This is a genomic window from Pseudomonas sp. E1MeOHC2 (assembly GCF_058745025.1).
The window spans coordinates 4,677,499-4,690,510 of sequence record NZ_CP196675.1; the positions used below are offsets into that span (position 1 = coordinate 4,677,499).

Below are 13,012 nucleotides of genomic sequence, written 5' to 3' on the forward strand. Positions count from 1 at the left end.
CCAGCTCCCACAGGCCCCCACGGTTCTCAGGCTCAGCGAAGTACCTGTGGGAGCCGGCTTGCCGGCGATAGGGTCCGAAAGGGCAACTCAGAAGCGGCTGGTGACACTCAGGCCCACCGTGCGGGGGTCGCCGTAGGTGATCACGTACTGCCCGGCGGTCCCGTTGGGCCGGCCATGCACCTGGTAGCGGCGGTCGGTCAGGTTATTGACGAAGCCGGTCACGCTCAGCTTGTCGTCGGGGCTGAACCAGGTGAGGCGGGCGTTGGCCAGGGTGTAGTGCGGCTGGCTCAGGGTTTCGTCAGCGCTGCTCTGGCGGTCGGCAAGGAAGTACTCCTTGTCGCGGAAACTCACGTCGCCACCGGCCACCAGCTTGCCGCCGACCTGCAGCGGGATGGTGTAGTCGGCCCCCAGCGACACCACGTTGCGCGGTGAGCGCACGAAGCTGTTGCCGCTGTAGTCGCCGGTCACAGCGCCGGTGGTGGGGTTGGTGTTCTTGAAATCGGTGTACTCGGTGTCGAGGAACGACACCGCCGCACGCAGGTGCAGGCGGTCGGTCGGCTGGCCTTCGATCTCCAGCTCCGCACCTTTGACCTTGCCTTTGGCGCCGTTGGTCAAGGCGGTGGTGAGGACGCCGTTGTTGACCGTCAGCAGGTTCACTTGGATGTCTTTGTAGTCGTAGTAGAAGACGTTGGCGTTGACCGTCAAGCGGCGGTCGAACCATTCGGATTTCAGGCCAAGCTCGTAGGCATCCAGCTCTTCCGGATCGACCGTGGTCAGCTGTGCAAGGCTGGTCGACAGCCCGGTGTTGAAACCGCCGGAGCGGAAGCCGTGGGCGTAGCGGAAGAACACCCGCAGGTTGTCGTTGATGCGGTACTCGGGGGTCAGGTCGTAGGTCCAGGCTTCCCAGGTCTTGTCTTCCTGGCGATTGCCGTTGCTGCCCACGCCACCGAGCGGGATCAGCGGGCCGTTGGCCGTGGCGCGGGTCAGTTGCACCAGGTCCAGGTCGATGTCCTTTTTCTCCTGGGTCCAGCGCAGGCCACCGGTGACGCTGAAGTCATCGGTGAAGTCGTAGGTCAGGTTGCCGAACAGCGCGTAGCTGTCGGTGCGGTGGTCGTAACCCAGGTCGCGCAATGCGGTGGTGCCGACCTGGTTGGAGCCGGTGCCGTTGGGGGTCGGGCCCGGCGTGATGATGCGCTGGGCTGAGCTGTCCAGGTCTTCATGGAAGTAGTGGGCGCCTGCCAGCCAGTGCAGCGGGCGGTCTTCCGGCGACGCCAGGCGCAGCTCCTGCGACCACTGGCGGTAGCTGTTGTCGGTGATTGCGGCGCCGTTGACTTCGTAGGGGGTGTAGTCGGCGTCGCTGGTCGAGCGGTTGCGGATGTAGTCGTAGGCGCTGATCGAGGTCAGGGTGTAGTCGCCCAGGTACCAGTTGAAGGTCAGCGATGCGCCGTCGTGGTCGAGGCGGTAATCTTCGTTGACGTTGAGCGAAATGTCGCGGCCATGGGGGCGTTCGTAACCGACGTTGTAGTAGCGGCCTACGGGCAGCGAGCCGTTGCTGCCGTCCCCCTTGAACTGGCGGCTGTGCAGTTTGAGCAGCGCGTCCAGGTCGGGGTTGAGCTGGGCGAGGAACTGCAGGCGGATCGCCTTCTTGTTCACGTCGCCATAGGTGTTGCCGTCGAAGTCGTTGTTCTGGAAACCATCACGCTCTTCGGAGTACAGCGACACCCGACCGGCCAGCTTTTCGTCCACCAGCGCGCCGCCGATGGCACCGGTGAGGATGCGTTCGTTCTTGCTGCCGAAGCCGACGGTGCCGTAGCCGTCGGTGTCGAAGGTCGGCTTTTTGGAGATCACGTTGACCGCGCCCGCCGTGGTGTTCTTGCCATACAGGGTGCCCTGCGGCCCGCGCAGGATCTCGATGCGTTCGAGGTCGAACAGAGGGCCGCCCCCGGCGATCGGTGCGTTGAGGTAGACATCGTCGGCGTAGATGCCCACCGGGAACACCGTCGCGGCCCCTGTGTCGCCGGTGCCCAGGCCACGGATGTACCAGCGCGGGCGACCATCGCCGTCGGGGTTTTTGGCGGAGGCGTTGGGTACGAAGGTGGTGATGTCGCCCATCGAGCGCACGCCGTCGGCGGTGATGCTGGTGCCCTTGATCGCCGACACGGCGACGGGTACTTCCTGCAGGGTCTGCTCGCGGTGCTGGGCCGTGACGGTGACGGTTTCCAGGGCTGGCTCGGTCTTGGTGTCTTCGCTGGCGGCGACGGCTTGGCCGCCAGTGCCGGCCAACAGCAGCGCGAGGCTGATCTGGCGGGCCAGTGGATGGAGTTGGTGCATGGTGGATCTCCCCGTATGTAAAGCGTTGTTGGGGAGAGCTAGAGCAGGGACTGTGCCATGTTTGTAAGATATTGAATTATATGAATTAAATTTGATTTTAAGGGAGCTGTTGCAGGTAGGGCAGCAGTGGGGTGCTTGGCGGGTGCTGCTGGGGCAGCAGGTGCGGGTCAGGCAGCAGTTTCGGGGTGGGATTGCCGGGGGCTGCTTTGTAACCCATTCGCGGGACAAGCCCGCTCCTACAGAGGTTGTGGGGGCAACAGTCCAAAGGTTGCTGCAATCCCTGTGGGAGCGGGCTTGTCCCGCGAAAGGGGCGCAAAGCGCCCCCAAATTCAAACAGCCAACCGCGAAGTCGAGCCGATCACACGCTCCAGCACGCTAAAGTCGATCCACTCCCGCACATCGAAGCGGCGCGGTATGAACCCCCACCTGAACAGGAACTCGGTGAAGTCCTGCAACGCCTCGATCGAGCGGCTGTCCAGGGTCGTGCGTAAGCGCCGGTGGGCATCGTCACCATACGCCGCTGCCACCCAGTACTCGCTGGTGTTCAGCTCGCGGGCCAGAAAACGCCGGGTCTCCTCAGGGTTGGCCCAGGCCCACTGCTCGGTGCGCAGCACGGTGTCGACCAGCGTGCGGCTGGCATCGAAATGCTCTTCCAGCAGGTGCCGATCCACGGTCAAGGTGCGCGGCGTGCCGTTATTGCTGCGGATAAGCGGGTCGGGGTGGCTACCGGTGTCGACCACCACGCGCAGGCCGAATTCGTGGGCCAGGTGAACGGCATGGGCGCCTTTGAGGAAGATCGCATCGATGTCGCCACGCAACAGGCCGATCAGTTCGTTGTTGCGGCGGCTGAAACGGCTGGTGTCCAGGCTCACTTCGGCGCCATACAGGTGCTGCTTGGCATCGTCGCTGTAGGTGCCGCCGTAGGGGTAGTCGACCAGTTCGACATCGGCCACGTTCAAACCTTCGAGCTTCAACGCGTTTTCCAGCCCGCGCAGGGCCTGGGCGCGGGTGAAGTCGATCTGCACATTGGCCCACTTGGGCAGGCCGAAGCGGCGGTTCTTGAGGTCGCGGATACTGCGCACACCGCTCTCTTCGGTGGTCAGGATCAACTGCACTTCATCGCTCCACGACAACCCCAGCACGCGGGTTTCGACGCCACTGGCGTAGGCCCAGATCGCCGGGATGTTGCCGCCGTGGCGCACGGAGTTTTGCAGGTGATGGTCGTAGTGGGCTTCACGTACCTCCCGTTCGCTGGACTCGCGCAACGACTGGATGTTGGTGCCGAACGGCGCAAAGGCCTCGGCCAGGCGCCCGGATTGCACGGCAATGCCGAGGCCGGTTGGCACGGGGCTGTGGGTGTACCAGAGCGTTTCCAATGGCTTGGTCATGGGGTAACGGGCTTCCTGTCCAGGGGAGTGGGGGCCAGCAAGTGGTCCAGGGGTTGGCGGTCGATCCAGTCATGTACAGCGAACCGGTTGGGGATGAAGCGCCAGCGTTTGAGAAACTCGACAAAATCCTGCAGCGCGTCGATGGCCTGGTCATCCAGGCGGGTGCTCAGGCGCAAATGCGCATCGGCGCCGTACGCGACCGTGACCCAGTATTCGCTGCTGTTGGTTTCCCGGGCCAGGTAGCGGCGGGTTTCGTCCGGGTGCTGATGAGCCCAGCGTTCGGCGCGCAGTACGGAGGACAGAAGGGTGCGCACCACCTGCGGGTGTTGCGTAAGCAGGTGGCTGTCCACCGCCAGGGTACGCGGCGTGCCGTTGTTGCTGCGGATCAGCGGGTCGGGGTGGCTGCCGGTGTCGATCACCGTGTGCAAGGCAAAGGCATGGGCCAGTTGCACGGCGCTGGCGCCTTTGAGGAAGATCGCATCGACCTCGCCACGCAGCAGCCCGGCCAGTTCCAGGTTACGCCCTTCGCTTTGCGTGCTGGACACCGGTGTACCCGCCACATTGCGTACCGGGCGGTCGCTGAAGGTACCGTCGTAACGGTAGTTGACCAGTTCCACGTCACCCACTTGCAGGCCTTCGAGTTTCAAGGCGTTTTCCAGCCCGCGCAGGGCCTGGGCGCGGGTGAAGTCGATTTGCGCCGAGGCCCAGTCGGGTAGGCCGAAGCGACGGCCCTTGAGGTCTTTGACCGTGTCGATGCCGCTGCCCGGACGGGTCAGGATCAACTGCGCCTCATCGGCCCAGGACAAACCGATCACGCGGGTTTCGCGGCCTTGGGCGCGCGCCCAGATCGCCGGGATGCTGCCGCCGTGGCGCACCGAGTTGAGCAGGCTGTGGTCGAAGTGCGATTCGCGCACCGCCTGCTGGTCCGCCTCGCGCAGCGACTGCACTTGGGTGCCTAGGCTGGCCAGGTCGTCCTGCAGCCAGCCTTGCTGCACGGCGATGCCCAGGCCGGTGGGCACCGGACAGCGGGTGTACCACAGGGTATCGAGGGGTTGGCTCATGTTCATGCTCCGGTCGGGTTCAGGCGCTGGCCTTCAAAGGGGGAGTGGCCGCAGCCTGCTGCACCAGCGGCAGCACTTCCTGGCCGATGCGCAGGGCTTCTTCCAGGTGCGGGTTGGCGGCCAGGATGAAGGTGCTGAAACCGGCATCACGGTATTCGGCCAGGCGCTCGGCGATGTGCTGGTGGCTACCCACCAGGCCTACGGTCGGGCCGGGTTTGGCCTTGGCGAAACCGGCCCAAAGGTTGCGCGCCAGAATCAGCTCGTCGAACCCCTGCAGGTGCTGGTGATAGGCCGCCTGGCGGGCGCCACCGACCGAGTCGGAGCCGGTCACGAAACCCTTGGCCGAGGCGCTGGCTTTGCCTTCCAGGCGCTCGAACTGCTGGCGCAGTTCACGCCAGGCCTGCTCCTCGGTCTCGCGGGCGAACAGATCGACGCGCAGGCCAAAGCGCACCGTGCGCCCTTGTTTGTCGGCCAGCTCCCTGACCCGGTCGATATGGGGCTTGAGCTTGTCGATCGGCTCGGCCCAGTTGAGGTACACATCGGCGTGGCGCGCCGCCACTTCCAATGCGGCATCGGAAAACCCGGAGAAGTACACGCCCGGCTTGCGTTCGTGTTGCAGGCCGGGTGGCAGGCTGCCGTTTTCCAGGCGATAGATGTCGCCTTCGTAGGAGAACGTTTCCTGCTCCCACAGGCCCTGGATCACATCGAGGAATTCGCCGGTGCGCTTGTAGCGCAAGTCATGTTCGAGGAAGTCGCCGTTGGCCCGCTGGCTGGCCGGGTTACCGCCGGTGATGATGTTCCAATCCAGCCTGCCGCCGCTCAGGTTCTGCAGAATGGCGGCCTGCTGCGCGGCATAGGCGGGCAGGGTCCAGGTAGCCTGGAAGGCTATCAGGAAGCGTATGCGACGGGTTTCGCGGGCCAGCGCCGCGGCAGCGATCCACGGCTCGGGGCCGGTGGGCAGCAAGGCGCCCTCGAAGCCTGCCAGTTCGGCGGCCTTGGCCACCTGTGCGATGTAGTCGATGTAGGTGAAACCGTCGCTTTCGCCGTTGGGCAGGCGACCGGGGGCGATATTGCCAGGGCGGTGGTGAGGGTTGCCGCGGTTGTGGCGGTCGGTGGACAGCTGCGGGCCATCGGTGCCCAGGGGCAGGCGCCAGAAGAATTCGGTGGTCATGGGGGCTCCTGATGGGGAGGTTGTGCGAGTGCGGAGCGTGGTGCAACGGCTGTGCCATGCGCAGGGAGCGGCTTGCAGGGTGGGGGTTTGCGCTGCGGGAGATGGGCGGGGTGCTGCTGGAGCAGCAGCGGGGCAGCAGTGGATGCTGGGGGAGCAGCAGGGGGCGCCAGGTGCAGGGCTTGGGGTTTTGCAGCGTCTGTGAGATCGAGCGCCGCCCGCGCGGCGCTCGATCTCACAGACGCCCGAAAACTCAAGGCGTACCTGTACGGCCCTCCAGGTTCAAAGCAGCATCGACAATTTCGATCCAGTGCCGCACCGGCGTGCGCCCCGCCCCGTCGAGGTGGGTCTGGCAGCCGATGTTGGCGGTGGCAATGATCTGCGGCTTACCGCTTTCCAGGGCATTCAAGCGGTTGTCGCGCAACGTGCGCGACAGCTCAGGCTGGGTCAGCGAATAGGTACCCGCCGAGCCGCAGCACAGATGCCCGTCCGGCACCGCCGTGAGGGTGAAGCCCAGCCGGGTCAGCAGGCTTTCAACCGCCCCGCCCAGCTTGAGTGCGTGTTGCAGCGTGCAGGGGCAATGAAAGGCCAGGCGCTGTTCGGCGCACACGCCAAGCTGCTCGACCGGCTCTTCGCGCAGCACTTGCACCAGGTCGCGGGACAAGGCGCTGACCCGTGCGGCCTTGGCGGCGTAACGCGTGTCCTTCTCCAGCAGGTGAGCATATTCATGCACGAACGCGCCGCAGCCACTGGCGGTCTGCACGATGGCTTCAGCCCCCGCCTCGATGGCTGGCCACCAGGCGTCGATATTGCGCCGGGCACGCTCCAGGCCCTGGGCCTGGGCATTGAGGTGGTAATCCAGCGCGCCACAGCAACCGGCCTCGCGGATCGGTTCGACGCTGATCCCCAGCCGGTCCAGCAGGCGCGTGGCGGCGGCGTTGGTATTGGGCGACAGCGCAGGCTGCACGCAGCCTTCGAGCAACAGCACCCGGCGTGCATGGCGCGGCGCCGGTCGCTCGCCGGGCGCGGTCACGTGGGCCGGCAGCTTGCTTTTGAGGGCCAGCGGCAACACCGGGTGCAAGGCCTGGCCGGAGCGGCACAGGGCCTTGAACAACCCGGGGTGCGGCAGCACCGCCCGCAGGCCCTGGCGCAGCAGGCGCTGGCCAAGCGGGCGCGGCACCTGCTGTTCGACCACGGCGCGGCCGATGTCCAGCAGGTCGTGGTACTTCACGCCCGAAGGGCAGGTGGTTTCACAGTTGCGGCAGGTCAGGCAGCGGTCCAGGTGCAGTTGGGTACTGGCAGTGACCGGTGCGCCTTCGAGCACCTGCTTGATCAGGTAGATACGCCCGCGTGGCCCGTCCAGTTCGTCGCCGAGCAACTGGTAGGTGGGGCAGGTGGCCGTACAGAAACCACAGTGCACGCAGCTGCGCAGAATGCTTTCGGCCTCTTCGGCGCGGGCCAGACGTTTGGCGGCTTCGCTCAGGTTGGTTTGCATGGCATGGCCTCACAGGTCCGGGTACAGGCGGCCAGGGTTGAAAATACCCTGGGGGTCGAGCTGCTGCTTGAGTGCCCGGTGATAGCGCAGCAGGGCCGCAGGCAACGGTGCGCTGCTGTGCTCACCGGGCGCGTAGCCGGTGGCATGGCCGCCGACCTTGGCAACCGCCGCGCGAATCGATTGCGCCGACTCGGTCGACTTCAGCCAGCGCTGCGCGCCGCCCCAGTCGACAAGCTGGTGCCCGGGCAGGTCCAGCTCGCCGCTGGCGATGGGCACGGACAGCCGCCACAACGCTGCCGGATCATCGAAAAAGGCCAGGCGCTGCTCGCGCAGGTCGCTCCAGAAGCGGCTGTCGAGCACGTCGCCCCCCAGGCGTTGGCGTGCCGACTGCACCGAGCCTTCACCGCCTTCCAGGCGCAGGTAAAGCGCGTCACCGTCATGGCAAGCGGCGCTGATCGGCAGTGGTTGCTGGCCCCACTCGGCGAGCTGCGCCAGTGCCTGCTGGCGGCCCATCGGCAAGCGCAGGCTCAGGCATCGGCGTGGGCGCGGCAGTACTTTGAGCGACACCTCGGTGAGCAGCCCCAGGCAACCGAAGCTACCGGCCATCAGGCGCGAAACGTCGTACCCGGCGACGTTCTTCATGACCTCGCCACCAAAGCGCAGCAACTTGCCGTGGCCGGTAATGACGCGTGTGCCGAGTACGTAATCGCGTACCGACCCGGCCCAGGGCCGCCGTGGCCCGGACAGCCCTGCGGCGACCACGCCGCCAAGGGTGGCCTCGGCGCCCAGGTGCGGGGGCTCGCAAGGCAGCATCTGGCCAGCTTGGTGCAGCGCTGCCTCGATTTCCAGCAGTGGCGTGCCGGCGCGTGCCGTCAGCACCAGTTCGGTCGGGTCGTAGCTGACGATACCGCGGTGGCTGCGGGTATCGATAATGTCCCCGGCCACCGGGCAGCCAAGCATGGCCTTGCTGTTGCCGCCCTGGATGCGCAGCGGTGTGCCCAGGTTCAGCGCCTGGTTGACCTGCTCCAGCAGGGCCTGGCTCATGTCGCGGTCCATGCTCATCAAAAGCGCTCCAGCTCGGGGAAGGGTAGCTGCCCGTGGCGCACATGCATCGCGCCGAACTCGGCGCAGCGGTGCAGGGTGGGGATGTTCTTGCCGGGGTTGAGCAACCCTTGGGGGTCAAACGCCGCTTTTACCGCGTGGAACAGGGTGATTTCGTCACTGTTGAACTGCGCGCACATCTGGTTGATCTTTTCCCGTCCGACGCCGTGCTCGCCGGTGATGCTGCCGCCCACTGCCACGCACAGTTCGAGGATCTTGGCGCCGATGGCTTCGGCGCGCTCCAGTTCACCAGGCAGGTTGGCATCGAACAGGATCAGCGGGTGCATGTTGCCGTCGCCGGCATGAAACACGTTGGCCACCCGCAAGCCGTACTGCGCAGAAAGTTCGCCAATGCCCTTGAGCACCCGGGGCAGTTGACGGCGCGGGATGGTGCCGTCCATGCAGTAGTAGTCCGGTGAAATACGCCCCACGGCCGGAAATGCATTCTTGCGCCCGGCCCAGAAACGCGCGCGTTCGGCCTCGTCGCAGGCCAGCCGAACCTCGCGCGCGCCTGCCTGGTTCAGCACCGCCGCGACCCGCTCGCAGTCGTCGTGCACATCGGCCTCGACGCCATCCAGTTCGCACAGCAGAATCGCCGCCGCGTCCACCGGGTAGCCGGCGTGGATGAAATCCTCGGCAGCGCGGATCGCCAGGTTGTCCATCATCTCAAGCCCACCGGGGATGATTCCGGCGGCGATGATTTCGGCCACGGCGCTGCCGGCGTCCTCGACACTGTCGAAACTGGCCAGCAGCACCCGCGCCACCTGGGGTTTGGGCAACAGTTTGACGGTCACTTCGGTGACGATGCCGAGCATGCCCTCGGAGCCGGTGAACAGGGCCAGCAGGTCGAAGACTGGGCTGTCGAGGGCGTCGCTGCCCAGCGTCAGGCGTTCACCCTCGACCGTGAGGATGTCCACCTTGAGCAGGTTGTGCACGGTCAAGCCGTACTTGAGGCAATGCACGCCCCCGGCATTTTCGGCCACATTGCCACCGATGGAGCAGGCGATTTGCGACGAAGGATCGGGCGCGTAGTACAGGCCATGGGGGCGGCAGCCTGGGAAATGGCCAGGTTGCGCACCCCAGGCTGGACCCGTGCGAAGCGCCCCTGGGGGTTGATTTCAAGAATGCGGTTGAAGCGTGCCATCACCAGCAGGATGCCTTTGGCCAATGGCAGGGCGCCGCCGGACAGCCCGGTGCCGGCACCCCGGGCGACCACCGGTACACCGCGCTGGTGGCAGAGTTGCAGCAGGGTCTGCACCTGCTCCAGGCGCTCGGGCAGCACCACCAGCAGCGGCACTGTGCGGTAGGCCGAAAGGCCGTCGCACTCGTAGGGCTTGAGGTCTTCGGCGCGGTGCAGAATCGCCAGGTCCGGCAGCGCTTCACGCAGGGCCTGCAGCAGGGCGGGCAGGTCCACGTCAGGCAGCGCTCCATCGACCCGCTCGTCGTAGAGGATGTTCATGGGGCTCACTCAGGCGGCAATTATTATTGTTGCTGGAAGCCTACCACCCCTTCAGCCCGCTGCGAGCCCTGAGGAAATCGTTGCCGCACAAACCCGCACCTGCGCACGCTTGGAAAAGGGGGCAGGGGCGGGTGTGTTCAGGGCGGGGTATCAATGGTGGGCCACAGGGTCGTCCTGGGAGAGAATGGCCCGGGCCAGTTCTTCATCACTGGCCTGCAGGCCAGGGTTATCCTTGCGGGCCTGTTCCAGCGCCGACTCCACATAGGCGCCACGAATCGCACCACCACTGGCGACGAAGGCAGAAAGCTCGTCACGGGCAGGGATGATCCGTTTGTCGTCCTTGAAGGTCGAATACAGCGAAGCGGAAACACCGGCCGAGGTGGCCACGTCGCCCGCATCGACGCGGGCCAGGGCAGCACCGGCAGGCAGCAGGAGCAGCAGCGCGGGGGCGAGGAGTAGGTGGCGCATAGCGTGTTCTCCAGTAGCGTGAAGCCCAAGGAAATAAACCACTCACTGTTTAAGAGAGCCGGGGCGTGCGAGTAGTTCAATTTTGGGGGGCGGGCCGCATTGCGGCCCTGTACCCGATCAGGCCAACTGGTACGTCGTCTTTACCCGGGTAAAGAACTGCCTTGCATGGGTGCCTTGCTCCCGCGAGCCCAGGCTCGACGCGCCATTGCCACCAAACGGCACGTGGTAGTCCACCCCCGCCGTGGGCAGGTTGACCATCACCATTCCCGCCGAACTGTTGCGCCTGAAGTGCTCGGCATGGCGCAGCGACGTGGTGACGATCCCGGCTGACAACCCAAACGCGGTGTCCTCGGCCGCCGCAAACGCCTCGTCGTAATCACGCACTTTGAGCACGCACAACACAGGCCCGAAGATTTCCTCGCGGTAGATGCGCATCTGCGGCGTTACCTCGGTGAACAGCGCCGGTGTGAACAGGTACGCCCCGGCCGGGTTGTCGATACGTTCGCCACCGCACACCCGTGTCGCCCCCTGCTCAAGGCCTGAGGCCACGTACGACAGGTTCTGCTCCAGCTGCCGGCTATCGACCACGGGGCCGATGTCGGTGGTGGGCTGCAACGCATCGCCCACCTTCAGCGCCCGGGTCCGTTCCGCCAGGCGTGCCACGAAGGCGTCATGAATGCCCTCGGTAACGATCACCCGCGAACTTGCGGTACAGCGCTGGCCGGTGCTGTAGAACGAGCCGTTCAATGCCACCTCCACGGCCTGCTCAAGGTCCGCATCGTCCAGCACGATCAACGGGTTCTTGCCGCCCATTTCCAGCTGTACTTTTTTCATGCCGTCGGCGGCCAGCCTGGCGATCTGCCGGCCGGTGTGCTCGGAGCCAGTGAAGCTGATGCCATCGACCAGCGGCGAGCGGATAAGGGTGTCACCCACGCTGCGGCCCGGCCCGATCAGCAGGTTGAACACCCCGGCAGGCAGGCCGGCCCGCGAGATGATTTCGGCCAGCGCCCAGGCCGAGGAGGGCACCAGTTCGGCCGGCTTGAACACTACGCAGTTGCCAAAACACAGTGCCGGGGCGATCTTCCAGGCCGGGATGGCAAGCGGGAAGTTCCACGGTGCGATGATGGCGACCACACCCAGCGGCTGGGTGAACACATCGATGCTCACGTCCTGGCGCACCGACGCGTATTTCTCGCCTTCGGCGCGCAGGGCTTCCTGGGCGTAGAACTTGAACGAACGGCCGGCACGCTCGACTTCGCCCAATGCCTCACGTACCACCTTGCCTTCCTCACGGGCCAGCAGCGTAGCCAGTTCTTCGCGGCGGGCGAGAATTTCGCTACCGATGAAGTCCAGCGCATCGGCGCGTTGCTGCGGGTTGCTGCGCGCCCAACCGGGGGCGGCGCGGCGTGCAGCCAGCAGAGCCTGTTCGGTCAGTGCCTGATCGGCGCGAGCGAAGCGCTCGACCACCTCGCTTGGGTTGGACGGGTTGCGGTTTTCCAGCACATCGCTATTGCCCTGGGCGGCGAAGGCGCCATCGACATAGCTGCTCTTGGTGACCAGGGTCATGCGGTTCGAATCCTTTTTACGTTGGCTTGGCGGGCGACGAAGTCGCTGATGTTGTCCACGGCGCTGTCCATCAACTGCTGCATGGCGTCCTCACTGCTCCAGGCGATGTGTGGGTTGAGCAGAAAGTCGTCGCGTTCGATCAGTTGGAACAGCGGGTTGCTTGGGTGCAGCGGCTCATGCTCGACCACATCCAGCGCCACGCCGCCCAAGCGGCCGTCTTGTAGCGCCTGGATCAGTGCGGCTTCGTTGACCACGCCGCCACGGCCGGTATTGATCACCACGGCATCGGGTTTCATCACGGCTAACTGTGCGGCATCGATCAGGTTGTAGGTGTCCGGCGTCAGCGGGCAGTTGATCGACAGCACGTCGCAGCTGCGCAGCAGTTCGGCCAGGGGGCGGCAGTCCGGGCCCTGGCGTTTGCCACCGCGATCTTCGAACAGCACCTGCATGCCGAACGCCTGCGCCAGGTGGGCCAGGCGCAAGGCGATCGGGCCACTGCCGATGATCGCCAGTTGCTTGTCGCGCACGTCACGGATGCGGTGGTTGAAGTAGATGTTCTGGTGGGGCTTCTCGCCGGCATGCACCTGGCGCATCAGCCGGGTGAAGGCGGCCGGGCGGCGGAACAGTTCGAGGATCATCGCCAGGCTGTGTTCGGCCACGGTGTTGGCGGCATAGCCCGGCACGCTGGCGACTTCAATGCCATGGGCGTCGCAATAATCGACGTCGACGATATCGCGGCCCGTCAGGGCCAGCGAGATCATCTTCAGCTTCGGCAACTGGCGCAGGTGCTCCTCGCGCAGCGGGACGCTGCAGGTAAAGGCAATGGTTGCGTCTTTCAGGTGTTCGAGCATCTGCTCGGGGTAGGTGTAGGCAAACTGCTGCCAGGTGTGCTCGCAGTCGGGGCGCTTGAGGCGGGTGGAGGGTGCCAGGCCCTCGTCGTCGAGCAGTACGATATGTTCGCTCACGGTGCGGTCC

Annotated in this window: 9 protein-coding genes and 1 pseudogene; all 10 read right to left on the bottom strand. The window is 65.5% G+C overall.

Features of this window, described 5'->3' with window-relative positions; translation table 11 throughout:
- Positions 1-87: 87 nt before the first annotated feature.
- A complete protein-coding gene (locus ACSSU5_RS21285) occupies positions 88-2,331 on the bottom strand; it encodes a TonB-dependent receptor (RefSeq protein ID WP_264313758.1) in 2,244 nt (747 codons plus the stop codon).
- Between the two features lie 329 nt (positions 2,332-2,660).
- Positions 2,661-3,719, bottom strand: coding sequence for an ABC transporter substrate-binding protein (locus ACSSU5_RS21290; RefSeq protein WP_264313757.1), 1,059 nt, complete (start codon positions 3,717-3,719; stop codon positions 2,661-2,663).
- Positions 3,716-4,780 carry an ABC transporter substrate-binding protein gene (locus ACSSU5_RS21295; RefSeq protein WP_492559743.1) on the bottom strand — a complete coding sequence of 355 codons (1,065 nt, stop codon included), beginning with the start codon at positions 4,778-4,780 and terminating at the stop codon, positions 3,716-3,718. The genes ACSSU5_RS21290 and ACSSU5_RS21295 overlap by 4 nt, the downstream gene beginning before the upstream one ends.
- 19 nt (positions 4,781-4,799) lie before the next feature.
- Positions 4,800-5,951: an LLM class flavin-dependent oxidoreductase gene (locus ACSSU5_RS21300; protein WP_264313755.1), complete on the bottom strand. Its 1,152-nt coding sequence runs from the start codon at positions 5,949-5,951 to the stop codon at positions 4,800-4,802.
- Positions 5,952-6,201: 250 nt separating this feature from the next.
- Positions 6,202-7,443 (bottom strand): glycolate oxidase subunit GlcF, encoded by a 1,242-nt coding sequence (gene glcF / locus ACSSU5_RS21305; protein WP_264313754.1) that lies wholly within the window; start codon positions 7,441-7,443, stop codon positions 6,202-6,204.
- A 9-nt stretch (positions 7,444-7,452) separates the two neighbouring features.
- Positions 7,453-8,505: a glycolate oxidase subunit GlcE gene (glcE, locus tag ACSSU5_RS21310; RefSeq protein ID WP_492559744.1), complete on the bottom strand. Its 1,053-nt coding sequence runs from the start codon at positions 8,503-8,505 to the stop codon at positions 7,453-7,455.
- Positions 8,505-10,003, bottom strand: a pseudogene (gene glcD, locus ACSSU5_RS21315) (glycolate oxidase subunit GlcD). The gene glcE and the pseudogene glcD overlap by 1 nt, the downstream one beginning before the upstream one ends.
- A gap of 150 nt (positions 10,004-10,153) precedes the next feature.
- Positions 10,154-10,471: a DUF2388 domain-containing protein gene (locus ACSSU5_RS21320; RefSeq protein WP_264313751.1), complete on the bottom strand. Its 318-nt coding sequence runs from the start codon at positions 10,469-10,471 to the stop codon at positions 10,154-10,156.
- Positions 10,472-10,588: 117 nt separating this feature from the next.
- Positions 10,589-12,037, bottom strand: a complete 1,449-nt coding sequence (locus ACSSU5_RS21325) for an aldehyde dehydrogenase family protein (RefSeq protein WP_264313750.1) — start codon at positions 12,035-12,037, stop codon at positions 10,589-10,591.
- Positions 12,034-13,002: an NAD(P)-dependent oxidoreductase gene (locus tag ACSSU5_RS21330; protein WP_492559745.1), complete on the bottom strand. Its 969-nt coding sequence runs from the start codon at positions 13,000-13,002 to the stop codon at positions 12,034-12,036. The genes ACSSU5_RS21325 and ACSSU5_RS21330 overlap by 4 nt, the downstream gene beginning before the upstream one ends.
- Positions 13,003-13,012: the final 10 nt, after the last annotated feature.